Consider the following 22,113-nt stretch of genomic DNA (forward strand, 5'->3'; position numbering starts at 1 on the left):
CGATGCTCAATACTCCTTTTTCGCCTTGGCCGTCCTTTACGGAAGAAGAGGCTCAAGCGGTTCAGCGCGTACTACTTTCCAATCGCGTCAATTATTGGACCGGAAATGAATGTCGCGAATTTGAGCAAGAGTTCGCAAGCTGGTGTACGACAGAATATGCCATTGCACTTGCGAATGGCACTGTCGCATTAGATCTTGCCCTTAAGGGACTGGGTATCGGTGCCGGTGACGAAGTTATTGTCACACCCCGCACATTTATCGCAAGCGCATCATGCGTAGTCAATGCAGGAGCGATCCCCGTTTTTGCCGATGTTGACGCAGAAAGTGGCAACCTCTCTGCTGACACAATCAAGAATTTCATCACGCCTCGTACCAAAGCGGTTATTTGCGTTCATCTTGCCGGCTGGCCATGTGACATGGATCCAATCATGGCATTGGCGAACCAACATGGTTTCAAGGTGATTGAAGATTGCGCTCAAGCACACGGCGCTCTTTACAAAGGACGGCGGGTCGGCAGTATCGGACACGTAAGTGCCTGGAGTTTTTGTCAGGACAAAATCATGACGACCGGCGGCGAAGGCGGCATGGTGACGACTAACGATGAGGCGCTATGGCGTACGATGTGGGCCTTTAAGGATCACGGAAAAAGCTTCCACGCGGTTTATGAAAAGGAACATCCTCCGGGCTTCCGCTGGGTGCATGAAAGCTTCGGTACCAATTGGCGCATGCTGGAGATGCAAGCGGTCATCGGGCGCATTCAATTGCGCCGGATGCAGGCATGGACCATGCAGCGCACCGAACATGCAGCAGCCATTCTGCAGGCATGTCGCAAATTCGAAGCACTACATGTTCCCACTTATCCATCATCAGATACACACGCGCATTACAAATGCTATGTACAAGTGGTACCAGAAAAGCTAGCTCTGGGCTGGAGTCGGGATCGCATAGTTGCCGAAATCAATCAGCGAGGTGTTCCTTGCTATCAAGGTTCATGCTCAGAGGTCTATCTGGAAAAGGCATTTGAAGGAAGTACGTTTATACCGCAGCCACGCCTTCCCACTGCAAAGAAACTAGGTGAAACCAGTCTGATGTTTCTTGTTCACCCGACCCTGACTGCAGAAGAGATAAGCAAAACATGTGATGTCATTCATGATGTATTAAGCGCTGCTGGTAGTTAATCATGATTTCCAAACACAGACGATCAATCTATAAAACGAAATATGTTTCGAGGTTAGACAATGAATAAACCTCTATTTGCTATTCCCATACTGGCCCTGCCACGCTCGGCTAAACGCGTTGTGGCCTTATTGGTAGACCTGGGTCTGTGTGTGCTCACGGTGTGGCTTGCCTACTATTTGCGATTGGGAGAGCCGGTACCTTTGTCCGGTAATGCTCTTATTGCGGTAATAGCATCGATAGCCATAGCACTTCCTATTTTTATCGTTTCCGGTTTATATCGTGCCATTTTTAGGTATAGCGGTTGGCCAGCGTTACTGGCCGTGGCACGTGCGGTAACTATCTATGGCTTGCTATACGCATCTATTTTTACAGCCATAGGAATCACCGATGTCCCTCGCACTCTGGGAATTATTCAACCCATCCTGCTGCTGCTATTCGTAGGTGCATCCCGCGCATTGGCGCGATTATGGCTCGGTGATCAGTACAAAAGCATACTCAAGCAAGCGTCGCGTCCCAAAGCACTTATTTATGGTGCAGGCGGAGCGGGACGGCAACTAGCCACTGCGATGGCAAATATTCAGGAGATGCAAGTCATCGGTTTTATGGATGATGATGATCGCTTGCATGGCCACGTGCTCAACGGCCTGCCTATCTACAATCCGGTAGATTTGTCGAGTCTCATTTCTTCGTTGAACATCGTTACGGTACTGCTCGCAATACCAAGCATTGGTCGCAAGCGCCGCAATGAAATACTCAGTCAGATCCGCGATGCACATGTATCCGTCCGTACCCTGCCAAGTCTTACCGAGTTAGCTCAGGGGAAGATCAGTATTTCAGATTTGCGAGAACTTGGTATTGATGACATTCTTGGGCGTGAACCCGTTGCTCCGAACCATATTCTTCTCACAAAAAATATCATCAATAAAGTTGTCCTGGTAACAGGCGCAGGTGGATCGATCGGTAGTGAGCTGTGCCGCCAGATTCTTGCCATTGGACCAGCAAAGCTTTTATTGATTGAGCACAGTGAATTCGCGTTGTATGCAATTCATCAGGAATTGGAAAAGAAACTGGACGACCAGCAGAAAGTGCTCGTCCCGCTGATGGCCTCAGTGCAAGATCAAGAGCGTATGCGTGAGATCATGTCCACTTGGCACCCTAATACCGTCTATCACGCCGCGGCATACAAGCATGTTCCACTGGTCGAACATAATCCTTCGGAGGGAATAAAAAATAACGTGCTGGGCACTTTGCGCACAGCACTTGCTGCTGCGGAGAACGGTGCCACCGATTTTGTACTGATTAGCACGGACAAAGCTGTACGTCCGACCAACATCATGGGCGCAAGTAAACGCCTTGCAGAGATGGTCTTACAAGCATTGGCAGAAGATCATCCGGAAACCAAATTCTCCATGGTGCGCTTCGGTAATGTACTGGGTTCTTCCGGTTCGGTCGTTCCGAAGTTTCGACAGCAGATTCGCGATGGCGGCCCGGTTACCCTTACCCATGTTGACGTCACCCGTTACTTCATGACAATTCCTGAAGCGGCTCAACTTGTCATACAGGCTGGCGCAATGGCCAAGGGTGGTGACGTATTTGTATTAGACATGGGGCAGTCAGTAAAAATCATAGACCTGGCTAGAAGGATGATCGAGCTATCCGGCCTGAGTGTCAAAGATGAGCAGAACGAGGATGGTGATATTGAAATACAAATCACTGGCTTGCGTCCAGGTGAGAAACTCTATGAAGAGCTCCTAATAGGAAACAATCCACAAACGACATCACATCCAAGGATTATGAAAGCCAATGAGGATTTTTTGCCGTGGCCTGAATTGGATAGCAAACTCCAGGCTCTGACAATTTCCCTTAACCTCAACGACGTCAACATTATCCGAAGAATGATGGAGCAGCTCGTCTCTGGCTATATTCCAAACGAAGAAATCGTTGACTGGGTGTATATGGAACAAGAGGCGGAAGCAACTGCTCTCGGCTTACCTAAATAAGCACAATACAGAGCTGCTCCCCCACTTTCTTCCGCGAGTGGGGCATCAGCCCCCTTTACTCAGAAATCAACGCCATCCGTATTCTGAGCATCAATCTTTACTCCCATCCTCTGGCTGCGATTCAATCGCCAGCCCCGCCCCATCCCTGAACAGCACCGGATAGGCAACAAAAGTTGCCTATCTAGCAATCTCAATGGTTTTTAAGCAAACCCAGTGCGTCGTTGTCGACCACGCTATTGTCAAATTTGACAATAAAGGTACTCCCCATCTCCGGCTGCGACTCTATCGCCAGCACCGCCTCATGCCTGAGAAGCACGTGTTTAACAATAGCCAACCCTAACCCAGTACCTTGGGTTTCACGGGAGCGGCTCTTGTCGACCCGGTAGAAGCGCTCGGTCAGGCGGACGATATGCTCGGCACGTATCCCTATGCCGCTGTCCTTGACCGAGAATTGTGGTCCGTTACCGAGATCCTGCCATTTGATGTCGATACGGCCGCCTTCCGGCGTGTAGCGCACCGCATTCGATACCAGGTTGCCAAAGGCGCTACGCAGCTCATCAGTGCTGCCCTGGATGTCCGGGCCTTCCACCGTCAATGAAATGGTATGACGGCCACCGGATAAGGCTTCCGCTTCCTGTAGGATTTGGCGTAACAGGTTGCCGATATTGACGTGCTCGGGGCGCAGCGGGTAGTCGATAGACTCCAGGCGCGTCAGCGTCAGCATGTCTTCGACCAGGTTTTGCATGCGCTTGCCCTGCTCTATCATCAGGTTCAGATGCGACATCCGTACGTCCGGATCCAGGTTCGGCTGGCCCTGTGCGATTTCCAGGAAGCCGTTGATTACTGTCAACGGTGTACGCAATTCATGCGAAGCATTGGCGATGAAGTCCCTACGCATCATTTCGATACGGTCGGATTCTGTCGCATCATGCGTGACCAGGATTTGGCGGCGGTTTTCAAACGGGATGATTTGCACGATGAGCTTGCGGTCTTTCAAGCTCAGCGTCAGTGGCTGCTCGTAACGCCCCAGGATGATGTAGTCGATGAAGTCGGGATTACGGATCAGGTTGGTGACCCGCATACCTTTGTCACGACCATTGTTCAGGCCCAGGTGTTTTTCCGCGGCCGGGTTGCACCATTCGAGGAAGAGCACGTCATCCATGATGACGACGCCATCCGGCAAGAGACTCATCGCCTGGCGAAAGCGCGCCAGCCATTCAGTCAGTTCGGCGCGATTGCGCTCGTCGTCACGGCGCAAGCGATACAGGCGAGAAAAGATATCGGTCCATGCACCCCAGCCATCCGGCAGCTTTTCGCTATCCGGATGATCGAGCCAGGCGCTGAGCAGGTATAGATAATTGAGTTGTACGACGATCAGGGCGATCATCAGCACCAATGCGGTAGCCAAGCCTATAGACCAGCCGAAGAAATATCCGACAACACCTGCAAATATCAAGATGATGGATAGTCGCAGGCTTGCGGGTACCCAGAACAACAACTGAGGATTCATAGACAGGTTGGTCGGCTTATTTCGTAGAAAGCATATAGCCTACACTACGCACCGTTTTGATCAAGTGTTCCGCGTCTTTCAGGGCTTTACGCAAACGCAGCACGTGTACGTCCACCGTGCGCTCCTCGATCACGACGTGATCGCCCCATACCTTGTCCAGCAACTGGCTGCGCGAAAATACGCGGTCCGGATGCGCGAGGAAGAATTTCAACAGTTTGAATTCGGCATGGCCAATGTCGATCTTTTCATCGTTCATGCTGACACTGCAGCTGACCGGGTCCAGGCTGATATTCCCTGCAGTCATCAGGGTCTGCGAATGCTCAGGCGTCTTGCGACGCAGCAGTGCATTGATACGTGCCGTCAGTTCGCGTGGTGAGAACGGCTTGGTGACGTAATCGTCGGCGCCATTGTCGAGACCGGCGATTTTGTCTTCTTCCATGCTTTTTGCAGTCAGCATGATGATAGGCAGTTCATTGAACTGGCGATCAGCGCGGATGCGCGATAACAGGCGCAAACCGCTCTGATCAGGCAGCATCCAGTCGAGCAGGATCAGTTGCGGCAGGCGTTGCTGGATAAAGTCCCAGGCATCGCCTGCGTTCTGTACCGCAGCGACATTCCAGCCCGCCCCTTTCAGGGTGAATGTCACCAGCTCGATAATTGGCGGTTCGTCTTCAACAATCAGAATGGTAGGTTTTTCAGCAGCCATAATCGCTTAGTTAGTGGTGCGCTCGTCCAATTGCGTAGCAGCGTAATCAGTATGGCGAATATCCTTGCCTTCGACAATGTAGATCACGTATTCCGCAATATTTTTTGCATGGTCACCGATGCGCTCGATCGCCTTCGCTACCCACAGGGTATCCAGTGCGGTCGAGATAGTGCGTGGATCTTCCATCATGAAGGTGATGAGGGTACGCATGATCGAACGGAATTCGTGATCCACTGCTTCATCCTGGGCAATCAGTTTGATCGCTTGCTTGCCGTCCAGGCGCGCAAATGCGTCCAGTGCATCGTGCAGCATGTTGCTGGCGCTGGTTGCCATCACACGGATGGTTTCGTAGTGATTGATGGTGGTGACGCCACGCTCGGTGATGTTTTTGGCAGCACGTGCGATTTTGGTCGCTTCGTCGCCGATACGCTCGAGGTCGGTGATGACCTTGATGGTTGCCATGACGGTACGCAGGTCGTTCGCGGCCGGTTGACGTTTGACGATCAGGTGGCTGCAAGCATCGTCCAGCGATACTTCGAGGGTATTGACGTTTTCATCCGACTTGATGACGGTTTCGGCCTGGCCGATGTTACCGCTTCTAAAACATGCCACTGCATCGTGAAACTGGCTTTCTACGAGGCCGCCCATCAACAATACTTTGGAACGGATGGTTTCCAGATCCATGTCGTATTGCTTGGAAGAGTGTTCGCCTGACATCAGGTTTCTCCTAAATAAATTCAGTTAAATGGCTGTGTGCAGCAGGCTGCACGTTCTTATTCTTGTTCAATCAACCGAAACGACCAGTGATGTAGTCCTGTGTATCTTTCTTGTTCGGGTTCATGAAGATCTGATCGGTTTCACCGAATTCGACCAATTCACCGAGGTACATATAAGCTGTGTAGTCCGAGCAGCGTGCTGCTTGTTGCATGTTGTGCGTCACGATAGCAATGGTGTAGTCACCTTTCAGTTCGCTGATCAGCTCTTCGATTTTCGCCGTAGAGATAGGATCCAGCGCCGAGGTAGGCTCATCCAGCAGCAAGACGTCCGGTTTGACTGCTACACCGCGGGCGATACACAGACGTTGTTGCTGACCACCCGACAGGCTCAAGCCGCTCTTGTTCAGCTTGTCCTTGACTTCGGTCCACAGCGCTGCCTTGTTCAGCGCCCATTCAACGCGCTCATCCATTTCGCCTTTAGGCAGGTTTTCATACAGACGCACACCGAAAGCGATGTTGTCATAGACCGACATCGGGAACGGCGTCGGCTTCTGGAACACCATGCCGACCTTGGCACGCAGCATGTTCACGTCCTGACCTGGTTCCAGGATGTTTTTACCGTGGTACATGATCTTGCCTTCCGCACGTTGGCCTGGGTACAGGTCATACATGCGGTTGAAGGTGCGCAGCAAGGTCGATTTACCGCAGCCCGATGGGCCGATGAATGCCGTTACCTTTTTATCGTGAATATCGAGATTGATATTCTTCAGGCCCTGGAAGGAGCCGTAGTAGAAATTCAGGTTGGCAATTTCGAGGGTCTTTTTATTGGTCATGTCCACAGACGTTTGAGTAGTCATAGCGTTCGCTTGGATTAAATTCAGTTATGGATTTTTTGATTGAACAAAGAACGCGACAGGATATTCAGTGCCAGTACGCTGAAGGTAATCAGCAGTGCACCGCCCCATGCCAGCGAACGCCAGTTATCGTAAGGACTCATCGCAAACTGATAGATCACCACTGGCAAGTTGGCCATAGGCGCATTCATGTTGGCGCTGTAGAACTGGTTGTTCAACGCAGTAAATAACAATGGTGCTGTTTCGCCCGAGATACGCGCTACCGCCAGCAGGACGCCGGTAATGACACCCGCCTTGACTGCACGCAGACGCACAAAGGTGGCAACACGCCAGCGCGGTGCACCGAGTGCGAAAGCTGCTTCACGCAGGCTGGTCGGTACCAGGTTCAACATATTGTCGGTAGTACGCACCACGACCGGGATTGCAATCAGCGAGATCGCAAAGCTACCGGCCCAGCCGGAGAAGTGCTTCACGTTTGCCACGTAGACTGCATAGATAAACAAGCCAATCACGATCGAAGGTGCAGACAGCATGATGTCAGTCACGAAGCGCGTGATTTTGGCGAACCAGCTGACTTCACCGTATTCCGCCAGGTAGATACCTGCCAGGATGCCGATAGGTGTGCTGATAAAGACAGCCGCACCGACCATCAGCAAGCTGCCGACGATGGCATTCATCAGACCGCCGCCTTCGCTACCAGGCGCAGGCGTGGTTTGCGTGAAGATCGCCAGGTTGATCGCCCCTACGCCTTTGATCACCAGTGTGAACAGGATCCACATCAGGAAGAACAAGCCCAGCAACATCGCCAGGAAGGACAGCGCAATACCGACGCGATGGATAAACAAGCGTTTCCGATAAACCGGATTCATGGTTTCGGTTTTCATTTAGCGCCCTCCTTGCGGGACATGCCCATCAACATCAGCTTCGCGGCCGAGAGGACGAGGAAAGTAATCACGAACAGGATCAGGCCGAGGGCAAACAGTGACGATACGTGCAACACCGATTCCGCTTCAGCGAATTCATTTGCCAGTGTCGAAGCGATACTGTTGCCAGCCGCAAACAGTGACCACGACAATTTATGCGCATTACCAATGACGAAGGTAATCGCCATGGTTTCACCCAGTGCACGCCCCAGTCCCAGCATCACACCACCGACTACACCGATACGGGTGTATGGCAATACGACTTTGCGTACCACCTCCCACTTGGTGCAACCCAGTGCGTAGGCTGATTCTTTCAGGACTGGCGGCACGATTTCAAAGACGTCGCGCATCACGGAAGCGATGAACGGGATGATCATTACTGCCAGGATGATGCCCGCAGCCAGGATACCGATACCCATCATCGGACCCTTGAACAGATTGCCGATGACCGGCAGCTGGCCCAGAGTCGCAGCCAGTGCCGGCTGGATGTAATCCGAGAACAATGGCGCAAATACAAACAAACCCCACATACCGTAGATGATACTTGGCACACCTGCCAACAACTCAACTGCGGTGCCCAGTGGTCGTTTCAACCAGGCCGGGCAAATTTCCGTGAGGAATAAAGCGATGCCGAAGCTGATCGGGAAAGCGATCGCCAGGGCGATGAGAGATGTAGCTAAAGTGCCGACAATGGCAATTGCTGCGCCATATTGATCGTTGACTGGATCCCACTCAACGCTGGTCACGAATGGCAGACCGAATTCTTTTAACGCTGGCCATGCCCCTATCATCAGGGATGCAATGATGCCCAGCAAAACGAACAAAACGCTCAGCGCGAAGATGAACGTTACTTTATGAAATAAAAAATCCTGCAGACGCTGCTTGCGCATGGTGGCCATCAGCGCTTTGCTGAAAATGCCGCTTTCACTATTTTCTTTATCGATAGTCATTGCGTGGGCAGGAATAGTATTAAGACTTGCGCTCATAATTATTTGGTTTTAAGCAGGGCTGCCTCAGCGCATCTTGCGATGTGTACCGAGACAGCCCTTGGTTAAATAGCGACTGAATCTGCGATTAAATCAGCTCTTACCAAATAGCCTTGCCGGAAGCATCTTTGACATTTGCTTTCCATGCGTCCTGAACCAATTTCACAACTGGTGCAGGCATTGCAACGTAGTCCAGGTCGGAAGCCATAGCGCCGCCGTTTTTGTAGGACCAGTCAAAGAATTTCAACACTTCTTTAGCGCGTTCAGCCGATGCTTGCGATTTGTGCAAGAGGATGAAAGATGCGCCAGTGATAGGCCAGCTCGATTTACCAGCCTGGTTGGTCAGAATCACGCCCATACCTGGGGTTTTTGCCCAATCAGCACCAGCTGCAGCTGCTTTGAATGTTTCGTCGTCAGGTTGTACGAATTGACCGTCACGGTTTTTCAACTGGGTGTGGGACATTTTGTTCTTTTTAGCGTACGCGTACTCTACGTAGCCGATCGAACCTTTGATACGTTGAACGTTAGCTGCAACGCCTTCGTTACCTTTGCCGCCCACGCCTGCTGGCCATTTAACTGCTGTACCTGCGCCCACGCCTTCTTTGAAGTCAGCATTGGTTTTCGACAGGAAGTCGGTCCACAAGAATGTGGTGCCCGAGCCGTCCGAACGGTGCACAACGGTGATGTCGGAATCTGTCAGTTTTGCACCTGGGTTCAATGCAGTGATACGTGCATCGTTCCATTTGGTGATTTTGCCGAGGTAGATGTTAGCCAGTACTTCTGGCGTCATTTTCAATTGACCTGGGGTGATGCCGTCCAGGTTGACGATAGGCACAACGCCGCCCATGATCGCCGGGAATTGCAGCAAGCCTTCAGCTTCCAGCTCTTCTTCTTTCAGCGGCATGTCGGATGCGCCGAAATCAACGGTTTTTGCCTTGATTTGTTTAATGCCGCCGCCGGAGCCGATGGATTGATAGTTCAAGCCAGTGCCGGTTGCTGCTTTATAGGATTCTGCCCATTTGGAATAAATAGGGTAAGGGAAGGTCGCGCCAGCACCTGTAATATCAGCTGCTACTGCGGAAGAGAACGCCACTGCTGCGACTGCAGCTACCATGGCGGTTTTAACAAATTGATTCAATCGCATAACTGCTCCTTAGGGTTAACTAAATAAGACAGTGCGAACTCTAGCGAACAATTATGACAGCTTTATGACTTCGGAAAAATCATGTCATAAACTTGATTTTGGACAAAAAAGCTTGTCATTAAGTTGTCATAATGGGTCACTACACTCTGCGAGGTCACCAATGGCCAAAGTCAAGAAAATGCACAAGAAAGCCGTAGCAGAAGCCGTTTCCGCCCCAGTATTACCGCAAAGCGCCATCTATTTAAACCGTGAATTGTCACAATTGGCCTTTAACCGCCGGGTACTGGCGCAGGCCGAGAATCCGGACGTCCCGCTGCTGGAACGCTTGAAATATTTGTGTATCGTCAGTAATAACCTGGATGAACTGTTTGAAGTCAGGATCGCCAGCCTGCTAGCCAATAATCACATGGAAGGCGAGTTCATCGAACCGCCTGCCCTGTCGGCCGCGCTGGCAGTGGCCGGCGCCGAATGTCATCAGATCGTCGAACGCCAGTACCGCGTCTTGAATGAGAGCGTGCTGCCACAGCTGGCGCAGGAAGGCATCCATTTATTACGAGACCAGGACCGTAATGATGCGCAGCGCGCCTGGGTGAAGGCTTATTTCGACCGTGAAGTGCGCCCTTTGCTGACGCCTATCGGCCTCGATCCGGCCCATCCGTTCCCGCAAGTTGTTAATAAGAGTCTGAATTTCATCGTTGAACTGTCCGGCAAAGACGCTTTTGGCCGCGGTACCGCGATTGCCATCCTCAAAGCGCCACGCGTTTTGCCGCGTGTCATACAACTGCCGCCGGAATTATCCAAGAACGGCGTCTCTTTCTGCCTGCTGTCCTCCATCATCCATGCCCATATCAACGACCTGTTCAGTGGTCGTGAAGTACTGGCCTACTCGCAGTTCCGTGTCACACGCAACAGCGACCTGTGGGTAGATGAAGAAGAGGTGAAAAACCTGCGCCAGGCCTTGCAAGGCGAGCTGCAAAGCCGCAATTTCGGTGTCGCTGTGCGTCTGGAAGTGGCAAAAAACTGCCCACCACACCTGTCACAATTCCTGCTGGAACAGTTTTCCATCGATAAAAACCGCCTGTATGCGGTCGATGGCCCAGTGAACATGGTGCGCCTGTCCGAGCTGATAGATCATGTCACCAAGCCGGAACTGCGTTTCCCGCCCTATTCACCGATGTATCCGCCCAAGCTGGCAAATGCCGACTTGTTTGCAGTTGTAGGCAAGCACGATGTGCTGCTGCACCACCCGTTCCAGTCTTTCCAGCCGGTGCTCGAATTCATCCGCAGCGCGGCGCAGGACCCGGACGTGGTCGCCATCAAGCAGACTATTTACCGTACCGGTATGAACTCCGACCTGATGGAGTCGCTGATCCTGGCGGCGCAACGCGGCAAGGAAGTGACGGTAGTCGTTGAATTGATGGCGCGTTTTGACGAAGAAGCGAACATTAACTGGGCAGATCGCCTGGAACGCGCCGGCGCACAAGTCGTGTACGGCGTGGTGGGCCTGAAAACCCACGCCAAACTGGCGCTGGTCATCCGCCGCGAAGCGGGCGCACTACGCTACTACGCACACATGGGTACCGGTAACTACCATCCGAGCACCACCAAGTTCTATACCGATTTCGGCCTGTTGACCGCGAATCCGGCCATTGCTACCGAGGTGAATGAAGTCTTTATCCACCTCACCAGCCTGACTAAGCCAAAGAAACTGGATCATCTGTGGCTGGCGCCTTTCGCCCTGCAAAAGGAGTTCATACGCGCCATCCGCAACGAAGCGAAGATCGCGCGCCTGGGACGCCCTGGCCGCATCATCGCCAAAATGAATGCTTTGTTGGATGAATCCGTCATCCGCGCCTTGTATGCTGCGTCTGCCGATGGCGTAAAAATCGATCTCATCGTGCGTGGTGCCTGCGCGCTGCGCCCTGGTGTGCCGGGCTTGTCGGATAACATCCGCGTCCGCTCCATCGTCGGTCGCTTCCTCGAGCACAGCCGCATTTATTACTTCCGTAACGACCTGGCGCACGATGTCTATCTGTCCAGCGCGGACTGGATGAACCGCAATCTGTTCCGCCGTATCGAAGTCGCCTTCCCAATACTCGATCCGGCGTTAAAAAAACGTGTGATTGCAGAAGGTCTGGACCCCTACCTCAAAGACAATTTGAATTCATGGGAACTAGATTCCAACGGCGTCTATCAAAAACGTAAGCCTCGGGGAAAATCCGGCGCATTCAGCGCACAACAACATCTGATGCAGGTATTAGGCAACCCTGTGGAGTAACAAAATGGAACTGATCTTGTGGCGGCATGCAGAAGCGGAAATGGGTGAACCCGATGAAGGCCGTGCATTGACCGCAAAAGGTCACAAGCAGGCTTGGAAGATGGCTGAGTGGCTGGACCATAACCTGCCCAATAGCTGCAAGATCCTGGTCAGTCCCGCCACCCGTACGGTACAGACCGCAGAGGCCCTGGGGCGCAAGTTCAAGATCGTTGACGATCTGAGCCCCGAATCCACGGTGGAAAAAATCCTGGCCGCCACCAACTGGCCGGATAGCCGCGAACCAGTACTGGTCATCGGCCATCAGCCGACGCTGGGTCAGCTGGCCGCCACGCTGGTCACCGGCAGCCCGCAAGACTGGACTATCCGCAAAGGTAATGTCTGGTGGATAGTGCAGCGCGAGCGCGGTGATATCTCTGGCAATTACGTGCGCGCAGTCATGGCGCCGGACCTGCTGACCAAATAAGCACCATCCTCACTCCAGACCGAACAAACCGTCTTTATCAAGGATGGCATAGGTAATTTCGGGATTCCGTTCCAGACACTTGCGGATAGCAGCGGGTATCGTTTGCTTCGTTTTGCGACACAAGCCCAGCTGTTCTTCCAGCACGATGTTCAAACCACGTACGGTACGCACCTCATTCAGGCCCGGACTGATTTGCAGCGCGATCCCCAGCTGCGCATACATGCGTTCTTCCATGTGCTTGAGGTCGGCATAGCTGCTGATCGCCTCTATCCGCGCGATCAGCTTTTTTTCTTCCATCTTGGTTAAACGCAAGATACGCAGGTCGCCCGCAGGATTGCCCAGCAACGCATCACGCTCGCAAGTGCACAGGCCTTGCGGGCATTCTTCACGCATTACAAACGGCGGCGACTGCATGGCATCACTCCATGACGATATCGGTGTCAGCACATACCGGGGGCTAACGACCGCTTACACTTTCTTGACGAACTCCGACTTCAGGCTCATCGCGCCAAAGCCATCGATCTTGCAATCGATATCGTGGTCGCTATCAACCAGGCGGATGTTTTTAACCTTGGTTCCTACTTTAAGCACACCGCCCGAACCTTTCAACTTCAAATCCTTGATGATGGTCACGGTATCACCATCCTGCAACACCGTCCCGACTGCATCGCGATACACCTTGGCCTGCTCGCTGGCTTCAACTGCTGCCTGCGCTGACCACTCATGCGCGCACTCAGGGCAAATATACAGGCTGCCGTCTTCGTAGGTGTATTCGGAATTACATTGCGGGCATGCCGGCAAATTGCTCATAAGGTGTCCTTACAGATAAAGCGTTACTGAAAGTCGCCAGTATACAACCTGCCCTTCCAGTAGCTGCACTTTGCCGCAACAGCAGGCTTTCATCCGCTTAATTTTTTATGTTATTCTGCTTGCGCTGTCGCACGTAGCTGCGCACGCCGTAAGCGTTTACGTCAATCAACGCGCAACCAGCCATGCATCATGGCGGGAGTGCGCTGACGTATGTGCTGCAGCGGGCTCCCGGGATCATGGTGTTATACGGAGTCTGTTACATGTCTGAAGCATCCCCGCGTTTTGATACTGCGTATCGTCATCTGATCTGGAAGACGCTCGCCCTCTTTCTTTCCTATCTCGCTGTTGCCATGTCCTTGCCGGTACTACCGGTCTATGTCACGCAGCAGCTGCACTACGGCAACGTACTCGCCGGTCTCGCCGTCGGTATCACCTTCCTCGCCACCATCCTGACCCGCAGCCAGGCCGGCACGCTGACCGACCGCATAGGCGGCAAACACAGCATGCGGCGCGGCCTGGTGATTTACACCATCGCCAGCCTGGTGTGCTGGGTCTCGGCTTGGCCCCTCTTCCCTATTTCATTCAGCTATGGCTTGCTGATCGTCGGTCGCCTGCTGCTCGGCTGGGGGGAAAGCCTGGCGCTGGTCGGCATGCTGGGCTGGAGCATAGAACAGATGGGACCTGCGCGCGCCGGTCGCGTCATCGCCTTGTCCGGCATGGCCATCTACGGTGCCTTTGCCGTCGGCAGCCCGCTCGGCCTCGCGATCTTCCAGCACTTTGGCTTCACTGGCCTGATGCTGGTGTGTGCCACCCTGCCTTTGCTCGGGCTGGCCATGATCAAGAACATGCCGGAAGGCGCATTGCAAAACGGCGTACGGGAATCGTTCTGGCGCATCCTCGGCCGCATCTGGCGCCCCGGCCTGACCGTGGGCTTGCAAGGTGTCGGTTTTGCCGCACTGGGCGCTTTCATTACGCTGCACTTCATCAATCAGGGCTGGGCCTATGGCAGCCTGGGCCTGACCTTGTTTGGCAGCGGCTTTGTCGGCATGCGTTTATTCTGCGGCCACCTACCTGACAAGATAGGCGGCAGCCGTGTCGCCATCGTTTCACTGGCGATCGAAGCGACCGGTCAATTCCTGCTGTGGAGCGCCAACGAACCAGCCTGGGCCTTACTCGGCGCATTGCTGACCGGCATCGGCTGTTCGATGATCTTCCCGTCGATGGGAATGGAAGTGGTCAAGCGCGTCCCACCGCAATTACGCGGCACCGCAGTCGGTGGTTTCGCCGCCTTCCAGGACATCGCCTATGGCTTGACCGGGCCAGTAGCGGGTCTGTTTGCCGATCACTATGGTTATGCGTCGGTGTTCCTGGTCGGCGGCATCGCCGCAACCATGGGTATAGGTACCGCGATACTGACAGGCAGGGAAAAGACTTGAACTGAGGTATGAACAAGGACGAGTACTGCGCTATGCAGCGGAGTACTCGCACCTCAACATCATGCGCTAGGCTTGGGTGATGCGCGACGCACCATAGGGATGTGATCGGTCTTGCGTACCGGATGCAAATGCGTGAGGAATTGCTGGGTTGCTGCACTCCACGAGTAGCACAGCGCATGCTCGCGCACCACTGAACGCTTCAGGTTCAGCGCATCAAAGCAGGCGCGCATCAGGTCTTCATGCAGCACGCCGGATTTACCCTGTGCCACCACGTCGATCGGACCTTCCACCGGATAAGCCGCGACCGGCACACCGCAGGCCATCGCTTCGATCAGCACCAGGCCGAAAGTGTCGGTACGGCTGGGGAATACGAAGACGTCAGCGCAGCTGTAGTAAGCCGGCAATGCATCATGCGGCTTGGCGCCGAGGAAGTGAACCTCGGGGTACTTCTTCTCCAACTCTTCGCGCATAGGGCCATCGCCTATCACCCACTTCGCGCCCGGCAAATCCATTTGCAGGAAAGCTTCTATATTTTTTTCCACCGCAACACGACCGACGTAGAGATACAGCGGTCGCTCTTGCGTTACTTCTTCGCGCTGGCCCGGGCGGAAGTAATCGGTATCCACACCACGGCTCCATTGCACGACATTTTTAAAGCCGCTTTTTTCCAGCGCATCCTGCATGCGCGGCGTCGGCACCATGACGGCCTTGGCTGGTTTGTGGAACCACTTCAGCCAGCGATAGGTAAGCGCCAGCGGCAGGTGGAAACGTGCGCGCAGGTATTCAGGGAAACGGGTGTGATAGGCAGTAGTGAAGTCGAGGCCACGGTTGATGCAGAAACGGCGCGCCGCCAGCCCCATAGGGCCTTCGGTAGCGATGTGTATGCAATCCGGATCGAAGTCTTCCAGTGCTGCAGCAACCTTGGCATATGGCTTATAGGCCAGGCGTATCTCCGGATAGGTCGGGCAGGAATAGCTGCGCATGTGTTCCGGCGTCACCATCAACACGGCATGACCGTTGGCGCGCAATTGCTTGCGCGTCGCTTTCAGCGTGTTGACCACACCATTGACTTGCGGCTCCCAGGCGTCGGTTACGATGGCGATACGCATAATTCTTCACCTTTTTCATGTTTTGCTGCCTTGTGCGACTTGACGATTTCCTGCCAGGTCACCAGACGCAAGGCACCGGATGCATCTTCCACCAAAGCGGACAGGCTTTCGACCCAGTCACCATCATTGCAATAAGTAATACCGTCGATGTCGCGGATCTCAGGTTTATGGATGTGACCGCAGATCACGCCGTCCAGTCCGCGACGCTTGGCTTCAGCGGCCAGCGCATTTTCAAATGAAGAGATGTAGCTGACGGCATTCTTCACTTTCAGCTTCAGGTATTGCGACAGCGACCAGTACGGCAAACCGGCACGGGCGCGCCAGCTGTTGAACCATTGATTGAATTTGAGGATGACGGTGTAGAGGTTGTCGCCCACATAGGCCAGCCATTTGGCACAGGCGATCACGCCATCAAAGCGGTCACCATGCAGCACCAGCATGCGCTTGCCCTGCGCTGTCGTGTGTATGAGTTCATCACGGATGCGTATGCCACCAAAATCCAGGTCTATGAATTGGCGTACCGCTTCGTCGTGATTGCCGGGCACGAAGATCACTTCGGTACCCTTCTTGGCCTTTTTCAGCACCGTTTGTACTACGTCGTTATGCGCTTGTTCCCAGTACCAGCGGCGTTTCAGTTGCCAGCCGTCGATGATGTCACCAACCAGGTAGAGGGTGTCCGATTCCGTTTTGCGCAGGAATTCCAGCAGGCGTTGCGCCTGGCAACCAGTGGTTCCCAGGTGCAGGTCTGAAATCCAGATTGTACGAAAGCGGATAGGCTCGCGCTTCGCGCCAACTTCCGCACCGATAAAATCAGTCGTCAAAAATTGGTCGCGTGGCTTCATGCTGGTTGCGCCTCTTTCAGGTAGTGACGTGCGTAGCGGGCATCGAGCTTGGCCAGCGGCAACATCATGAACAGATCTGCACTGTGGAAATCAGGATCCCAGGCCGGGTTGCCGCAGACCCAGGCACCGCTGCGCAGATAACCCTTGATCAACGGTGGTACCACCGCCACATGACCAGGTTCGCGTTCGGCGATAGGGAAAGGCAAATGTGGTGTGACGCGATACTCGGCTGGTGCCAGGCTGTTTTCTGCCAGCGAGTGATACAGCGCAGCAGCATTGTGGCCGCCATCAGCCAGGCTGACACTGGCGCAACCGATCAGGTATTCACATTTTTCTTTCTTCATGTAGGCAGCCAGACCAGCCCACAGCAGCATGATGACGCCGCCACTGCGGTAGTCCGGATGGATGCAGGCACGTCCTGCTTCCACGATGCGGTTGCGCAGATTATTCAGGCGGCTCAGGTCGAATTCCTGCTCGGAGTAAAACTGACCCATCTTGCGCGCAGCTTGCGGACTCATGACGCGGTAAGTGCCGACCACTTTCAGTGTTGCCGAATCGCGTACGATCAGGTGATCGCAGTACGCATCAAATTCGTCTTTATCGAGTCTCTCTTCGTTCTTCAGTGAAGACAGTCCCATAGACTCGATAAAAACTTTGTAACGCAAACGCTGTACTTCACGTACTTCCTTTTGCGTGCTGGCAAGGCTCAGCGTCAGCTTGGGAGAAGCAAGATTGGTATCGGCAGAAGCATTCAGTAATCGCATGTGTCGTCCTTTGTATTGTGACGAACGAAGCGTAACTGTTGATTACTTCAGCAAAATGACAGGAGCATGTCAGTTTCATGACACGACAACACTCTCAGACATTCCAATCCCTGAGAGTGCGGGACATAAAAAAACCGGCGCATGGCACCGGTTTTGTTTGCCCTGAAACAACAGGCCTGCAACTCCCTGCGCAGGGCAGGAAATCTGCATGATTACTTGGATTTTTTCGGACGCCCAGCTTTCAGCGGCGACAAGGCTGCGATCACACTGTTGAGCTTCTTCATGTCCATGTCTTTGATCAGCGCAACGCCAGCACGCAGCAATTCGCTTTTCTTGACCGCAACACCGGCTTTCAGGAAGGCTTTTTTCACTTCGCTCAAAACCTGGTATTCGATTTCCGGCATGGTGAAGCTATCGCGTACCAGCTTGGCTTTTTTGCCTTTTACTTCGGCCACTGGCTTCGAAGCTGGCTTGCTTACTGGTTTAGCTACTGGCTTGACCGCAGGTTTCACGGCTGGCTTGACGGCCTTGGTGACGCGCTTGCTTGCTGCTGGCTTAGTTGCTGGTTTGGCTGCAGGCTTGCTTACAGCTTTCTTTGCAGGCGACTTGGTCGCTGCTGGCTTGGCTGTCACTTTCTTCGCCGGTGCTTTGGCCGCAGGCTTGGCTGCAGCTTTTTTAGCCACTGCCTTTTTTGCTGCTGGTGCTTTGCTTGCTACTGCTTTTTTAGCAGCAGCTTTCTTTGCTGGCGCTTCTGGCTTCACTTCCACCTTGACTTCTGTTTCGTTCGACACACGCTTCTCCTTGTAATTAATAGTATAAATAATATATATAGTTTATTCTTTTTTTGCAAGAAAATACCGTATAAACACTGTAACAGCGGGGCCGAGAGCGCGTAAAGCTTGCGCTGCAACAGGCGCAAATTCATCATGCCGTCACAATTCAAAACCAGAATTGCGGTCAAATACGCTCACTCCATTTCACACATGAACCTGCTCCGGTTTTTCGCAATTGCTTCCACCTCCCTCCTGCTCGCCAGTTCCGCTGCCGCAGAAGAACCCAACACCATCGTGGTCGGACAGGCGATCGACCTGTCCAGCCAGAACGCATCGGTAGGTCGCGACTATGTGGCCGGGATCAAAACCTATTTCGATGCGCTGAATGCCGCTGGCGGGGTCAATGGCAAACGCATCCGCTACATCGTGCGCGATGATCAGGCATTACCGGCAGTGGCGGCGAAAGCGGTTACCGAGCTGATAGAACGTGATCAGATCGACTTCCTGCTGGGTGGTGTGGGCGACGGCACGGCGCAAGCGGTGCTGAACGCACCCGCCTTCAAACGCAGCAGCCTGGTGCTGTTTGCCCCCTTGGTCGATACGGTGGAACTCAATAGCAGCCGTGTGCTGTTCTGGCGCCCCAGCTATCTGCAGGAAGTCCGCCACATCCTGTCGCACTTCAGCCAGCTGGGGATGACAGATGTTGGTATTGCTTACCAGGACACGCCGTGGGCGCAGCAGGCCTTCCGCAACTTGTCCTCGGAATTGCGCGGACGCGGGGTGAAGTTGAATGGCTCTGCCAAGCTGGGTACTAATGAAAAACTCAACGCGCAAGAGGCTACGCAACTGGCCGGCAGCAAGCCGGGCTTCGTCATCGTGATTGCCGACACCATCAGCACCGCCCTTTTCCTGAAGGAGTTCCGCCGCACCGCAGCACAAACCTTTGTCGCCGGAACCTCATTGATCAACCTGGAAACCCTGCGCGAACTGGCTGGCGCACGTGCCGTTGAGTGGACGGTCTTTTCCCAGGTAGTGCCGAACCCCAACACAGGCCGATCCTCGATCCAGCTTGAACACTTGAATATGATGAAGAAGTACCGCGACGAGCCGCCGTCATCGCTGACGCTGGAAGGATTTACCGTCGCCAAGACCCTGGTCAGGGCGATCCAAAGAAGCAAGCGCAGCAATCAGGCTGCACTGCAGGATTTGATGAATCAGGATGTGAATATCGACCTGGGCGGCCTGTCTGTCACAGGATCGCCGAACAGCAAACACTTGTCCGGCTATCTGGATATAGCGCTATTCAAAAAGAACGGCCTGGTGTTTTGAGGTATGGCTGATTGTAGTTAGCAGCTGCAATCAGCTTTCGAACTCAGTTGTGCGGCTTGAAGCGGATAAAACGATAAACGTAGATCGCGATCACCGTGTACACGACGGCTTTCGAGACCGGATCGACATAGTGCTGCACCACTTCATACTGCGATTGCAGCAGATAGCCGGTCAGGGCCAGCAAGCAAGTCCAGATCAGTGAACCGATAGTCGAATACATTAAAAACGGCAGCATAGGCATTTTCACGCCACCGGCAGGCACCGAAATCAGCGTCCGTATCGCCGGAACCAGGCGACCAAAGAAGACAGCTGCTGCATCGTGCCGCTCAAACCAGTCCGACGCCTTATCGATATCTCCCGGCGACACCGTCAGCCAGCGTCCATGCCTGGCCGCCAGCCGCTTCAGCCTGTCCTTGCCGAACAAGGCACCAGCGTAGTACCACGGCAAGGCACCAACCACCGATCCGGCCGTACCGGCCAATATCACCAGGAAAATATTCAGTTCACCACGTGCAGCGACAAAGCCTGCCAGCGGCATGATGAGTTCAGACGGGATGGGAGGAAAAACATTCTCGGCCAGCATCAGCAAGAAAATGCCAAGGTAGCCACCTTGCGACACGATATCGACAATACTATGGAACAAACCCGTCTCCTGTAGATGATCAAAAACGGGTCATGCTAAACCGTCAGGCTTGCGTGGACAAGCACTGACGGCAAATTACCTTAGTTAGTCAGCTTGACGTAAAAGTCGATGCCGACTTCACTCCAGCATTCTTTTTCTTTATCTATCCAGTAGGCAACGGTCGGATGCTGGGTTACCCACTGCTTGCGGATTTCCAGTTCTATGCCTTTTTTCATGCGCAAGCGTATATCGTCCGGCGCCACGTCTATGCGGGCATGCATGAACATCAGCGCCAGTCGCAATGCGACTACTGCCTTTGCAAAGTCACTGTCACTCAGTTGATCTGCTACTTTGCGCAAATTTCCTTTTTGCGCCAGCACCAGATTGCTCATCACGCGTTGCTCACGCGTGGTAAAGCCCGGCAAGTCAGCGTTTTCCACCATATAGGCGGCATGCTTGTGATAACCGCTATGTGACACGACCAAGCCGACCTCATGCAACAGGCCGCTCCAGAACAGGAGTTTGGTATAGGTATCGTCGCTCGGCTTAAGCAAACCGAGGAAAGCACTGGCAATCTGTGCAGCCTTCTCGGCGCGCTTCTCATCCACTTTGAAGCGCTGCAGGAATTCACGTGCCGACTGCTCACGCCGGTCACGCTTGGTGGCGCGCAAATGCAAGTCCCACAGCACGCCCATACGCAAACCGGCTTCTATCGGCGTCACGACCTTAATGCTGAACTCTTGCATCAAGGCGACCAGGATCGCGAGGCCACTGGTAATGCTGGCGGCGCGATCCGCTTTCATGCCGACCAGGTCGATGTTGCCCGCGTGACCGAACTGAATCAGGCGCTTGCGCAATCCTTCCAGGCTCTTGAGCGACATCTGGCCATCACCCAGGCCATTCTTGCTAATCGCATCGGCAATCGCACGCATGGTGCCGGATGAACCGTAGGCATTGCTCCACAACTCTGGCTTATATAGCGGCACCGCATCTTCGAAGCGCGAGCGTGCCGACAGCACGGCAGCATCAAACGCCTCGGCGGTAATGACGCCGTTCGGGAAGAAATTCAGGCTTTGCGGCACGGTGCCTACACTGAAGGATTCCACCTGCTCAATTTTTGGCCCTTTACCGAGGATGACCTCGGTCGAACCACCGCCGATATCCAGTACCAGGCGACGCTCATTCTGCGACAGCGTGCTGGCCACACCCATGTAGATCAGACGGCCTTCCTCTTCACCGGAGATGATTTCTATCGGGTAACCGATCGCCGCTTCTGCCGCTGGCAGGAAGACGGCTGAATTCCTGGCGATACGTATCGTATTGGTGGCAACGACGCGCACTGCGCTCAGCGGAAAAGTACTCAGGATGGAATTGAAGCGTGCCAACGATTCAATTGCACTTTCCATCGCTTTCGCAGTCAGGTTGCCCTTGCTGTCCAGGCCAGCGCCCAGACGTATCGGATCGCGCGCGCTCTTGATGATGCGCATGGTGTCGCCATCATGGCGCCCTATATGAAGGCGAAAACTATTCGAACCGAGATCTACCGCTGCAAACATTCCATCCTCTCAATCACGCCCCTGCTTTATCTGTACCACGTCTGTATTTTATATATCGAACGACTTACACCATGCTTGCAATGCCGCGCGAAAAGTTCGTGACAATAAGCCCG

Annotated in this window: 21 protein-coding genes; 6 read left to right on the forward strand and 15 right to left on the reverse strand. The window is 53.7% G+C overall.

The window, feature by feature from the left end:
- The first annotated feature begins 2 nt into the window (after window positions 1-2).
- The gene (locus IXC47_RS03230; RefSeq protein ID WP_195874679.1) at window positions 3-1,178 is read left to right on the forward strand and encodes a DegT/DnrJ/EryC1/StrS family aminotransferase; all 1,176 of its coding nucleotides are present in this window, start codon (window positions 3-5) and stop codon (window positions 1,176-1,178) included.
- Window positions 1,179-1,238: 60 nt separating this feature from the next.
- Complete coding sequence (locus IXC47_RS03235; RefSeq protein WP_175625551.1) at window positions 1,239-3,179, forward strand: polysaccharide biosynthesis protein; 1,941 nt, start codon at window positions 1,239-1,241, stop codon at window positions 3,177-3,179.
- A 190-nt stretch (window positions 3,180-3,369) separates the two neighbouring features.
- Here the strand turns inward: IXC47_RS03235 and phoR are convergent, their stop codons facing one another.
- The 7 genes from phoR to pstS all read right to left on the reverse strand — a co-directional run bounded on the left by phoR (window position 3,370) and on the right by pstS (window position 10,018).
- A complete protein-coding gene (phoR, locus tag IXC47_RS03240; protein WP_195874680.1) occupies window positions 3,370-4,689 on the reverse strand; it encodes a phosphate regulon sensor histidine kinase PhoR in 1,320 nt (439 codons plus the stop codon).
- Between the two features lie 16 nt (window positions 4,690-4,705).
- Complete coding sequence (phoB, locus tag IXC47_RS03245) at window positions 4,706-5,395, reverse strand: phosphate regulon transcriptional regulator PhoB (protein ID WP_012080139.1); 690 nt, start codon at window positions 5,393-5,395, stop codon at window positions 4,706-4,708.
- A 6-nt stretch (window positions 5,396-5,401) separates the two neighbouring features.
- Entirely contained in the window at window positions 5,402-6,112 is a 711-nt protein-coding gene (phoU, locus tag IXC47_RS03250) for a phosphate signaling complex protein PhoU (protein WP_175625549.1), read from the reverse strand.
- A 70-nt stretch (window positions 6,113-6,182) separates the two neighbouring features.
- The gene (gene pstB, locus IXC47_RS03255) at window positions 6,183-6,968 is read right to left on the reverse strand and encodes a phosphate ABC transporter ATP-binding protein PstB (RefSeq protein WP_175625548.1); all 786 of its coding nucleotides are present in this window, start codon (window positions 6,966-6,968) and stop codon (window positions 6,183-6,185) included.
- A gap of 20 nt (window positions 6,969-6,988) precedes the next feature.
- Window positions 6,989-7,849, reverse strand: a complete 861-nt coding sequence (gene pstA / locus IXC47_RS03260; RefSeq protein ID WP_175625547.1) for a phosphate ABC transporter permease PstA — start codon at window positions 7,847-7,849, stop codon at window positions 6,989-6,991.
- Window positions 7,846-8,838 (reverse strand): phosphate ABC transporter permease subunit PstC, encoded by a 993-nt coding sequence (gene pstC, locus IXC47_RS03265; protein ID WP_183082351.1) that lies wholly within the window; start codon window positions 8,836-8,838, stop codon window positions 7,846-7,848. The genes pstA and pstC overlap by 4 nt, the downstream gene beginning before the upstream one ends.
- Window positions 8,839-8,974: 136 nt before the next feature.
- Window positions 8,975-10,018, reverse strand: a complete 1,044-nt coding sequence (gene pstS, locus IXC47_RS03270) for a phosphate ABC transporter substrate-binding protein PstS (protein WP_195874681.1) — start codon at window positions 10,016-10,018, stop codon at window positions 8,975-8,977.
- Between the two features lie 178 nt (window positions 10,019-10,196).
- Here pstS and ppk1 point away from each other — a divergent pair, with 178 nt between their 5' ends.
- Window positions 10,197-12,296 carry a polyphosphate kinase 1 gene (ppk1, locus tag IXC47_RS03275; protein WP_175626077.1) on the forward strand — a complete coding sequence of 700 codons (2,100 nt, stop codon included), beginning with the start codon at window positions 10,197-10,199 and terminating at the stop codon, window positions 12,294-12,296.
- 4 nt (window positions 12,297-12,300) lie between these two features.
- Window positions 12,301-12,759: a phosphohistidine phosphatase SixA gene (sixA, locus tag IXC47_RS03280; protein ID WP_175625544.1), complete on the forward strand. Its 459-nt coding sequence runs from the start codon at window positions 12,301-12,303 to the stop codon at window positions 12,757-12,759.
- 9 nt (window positions 12,760-12,768) lie between these two features.
- Here sixA and IXC47_RS03285 read toward each other — a convergent pair whose 3' ends face one another.
- Both IXC47_RS03285 and IXC47_RS03290 read right to left on the reverse strand, forming a co-directional pair.
- Entirely contained in the window at window positions 12,769-13,173 is a 405-nt protein-coding gene (locus tag IXC47_RS03285; protein WP_195874682.1) for a hypothetical protein, read from the reverse strand.
- A 54-nt stretch (window positions 13,174-13,227) separates the two neighbouring features.
- A complete protein-coding gene (locus IXC47_RS03290) occupies window positions 13,228-13,569 on the reverse strand; it encodes a zinc ribbon domain-containing protein YjdM (protein WP_195874683.1) in 342 nt (113 codons plus the stop codon).
- 260 nt (window positions 13,570-13,829) lie between these two features.
- Here IXC47_RS03290 and IXC47_RS03295 point away from each other — a divergent pair, with 260 nt between their 5' ends.
- The gene (locus IXC47_RS03295) at window positions 13,830-15,005 is read left to right on the forward strand and encodes an MFS transporter (RefSeq protein WP_195874684.1); all 1,176 of its coding nucleotides are present in this window, start codon (window positions 13,830-13,832) and stop codon (window positions 15,003-15,005) included.
- A 59-nt stretch (window positions 15,006-15,064) separates the two neighbouring features.
- Here IXC47_RS03295 and IXC47_RS03300 read toward each other — a convergent pair whose 3' ends face one another.
- The 4 genes from IXC47_RS03300 to IXC47_RS19505 all read right to left on the reverse strand — a co-directional run bounded on the left by IXC47_RS03300 (window position 15,065) and on the right by IXC47_RS19505 (window position 18,511).
- A complete protein-coding gene (locus IXC47_RS03300) occupies window positions 15,065-16,114 on the reverse strand; it encodes a glycosyltransferase family 4 protein (RefSeq protein ID WP_175625540.1) in 1,050 nt (349 codons plus the stop codon).
- A complete protein-coding gene (locus IXC47_RS03305; RefSeq protein WP_175625539.1) occupies window positions 16,096-16,956 on the reverse strand; it encodes a UDP-2,3-diacylglucosamine diphosphatase in 861 nt (286 codons plus the stop codon). The genes IXC47_RS03300 and IXC47_RS03305 overlap by 19 nt, the downstream gene beginning before the upstream one ends.
- Window positions 16,953-17,720 carry a GNAT family N-acetyltransferase gene (locus IXC47_RS03310; RefSeq protein ID WP_195874685.1) on the reverse strand — a complete coding sequence of 256 codons (768 nt, stop codon included), beginning with the start codon at window positions 17,718-17,720 and terminating at the stop codon, window positions 16,953-16,955. The genes IXC47_RS03305 and IXC47_RS03310 overlap by 4 nt, the downstream gene beginning before the upstream one ends.
- Before the next feature lie 212 nt (window positions 17,721-17,932).
- On the reverse strand, window positions 17,933-18,511 hold the full coding sequence (locus tag IXC47_RS19505) for a hypothetical protein (RefSeq protein ID WP_326838359.1): 579 nt from the start codon (window positions 18,509-18,511) through the stop codon (window positions 17,933-17,935).
- A 135-nt stretch (window positions 18,512-18,646) separates the two neighbouring features.
- Here IXC47_RS19505 and IXC47_RS03320 point away from each other — a divergent pair, with 135 nt between their 5' ends.
- On the forward strand, window positions 18,647-19,822 hold the full coding sequence (locus tag IXC47_RS03320; protein ID WP_230089369.1) for an ABC transporter substrate-binding protein: 1,176 nt from the start codon (window positions 18,647-18,649) through the stop codon (window positions 19,820-19,822).
- 43 nt (window positions 19,823-19,865) lie between these two features.
- On the opposite strand, the gene IXC47_RS03325 is transcribed toward IXC47_RS03320, so the two are convergent.
- Window positions 19,866-20,465: a DedA family protein gene (locus tag IXC47_RS03325; protein ID WP_195874686.1), complete on the reverse strand. Its 600-nt coding sequence runs from the start codon at window positions 20,463-20,465 to the stop codon at window positions 19,866-19,868.
- Between the two features lie 80 nt (window positions 20,466-20,545).
- Window positions 20,546-22,000 (reverse strand): Ppx/GppA phosphatase family protein, encoded by a 1,455-nt coding sequence (locus tag IXC47_RS03330; protein ID WP_175625535.1) that lies wholly within the window; start codon window positions 21,998-22,000, stop codon window positions 20,546-20,548.
- Between the last annotated feature and the right edge of the window lie 113 nt (window positions 22,001-22,113).

The organism is Herminiimonas contaminans (genome assembly GCF_015645465.1).
In the GTDB taxonomy this organism is placed as follows: Bacteria; Pseudomonadota; Gammaproteobacteria; order Burkholderiales; family Burkholderiaceae_D; genus Oxalicibacterium; species Oxalicibacterium contaminans.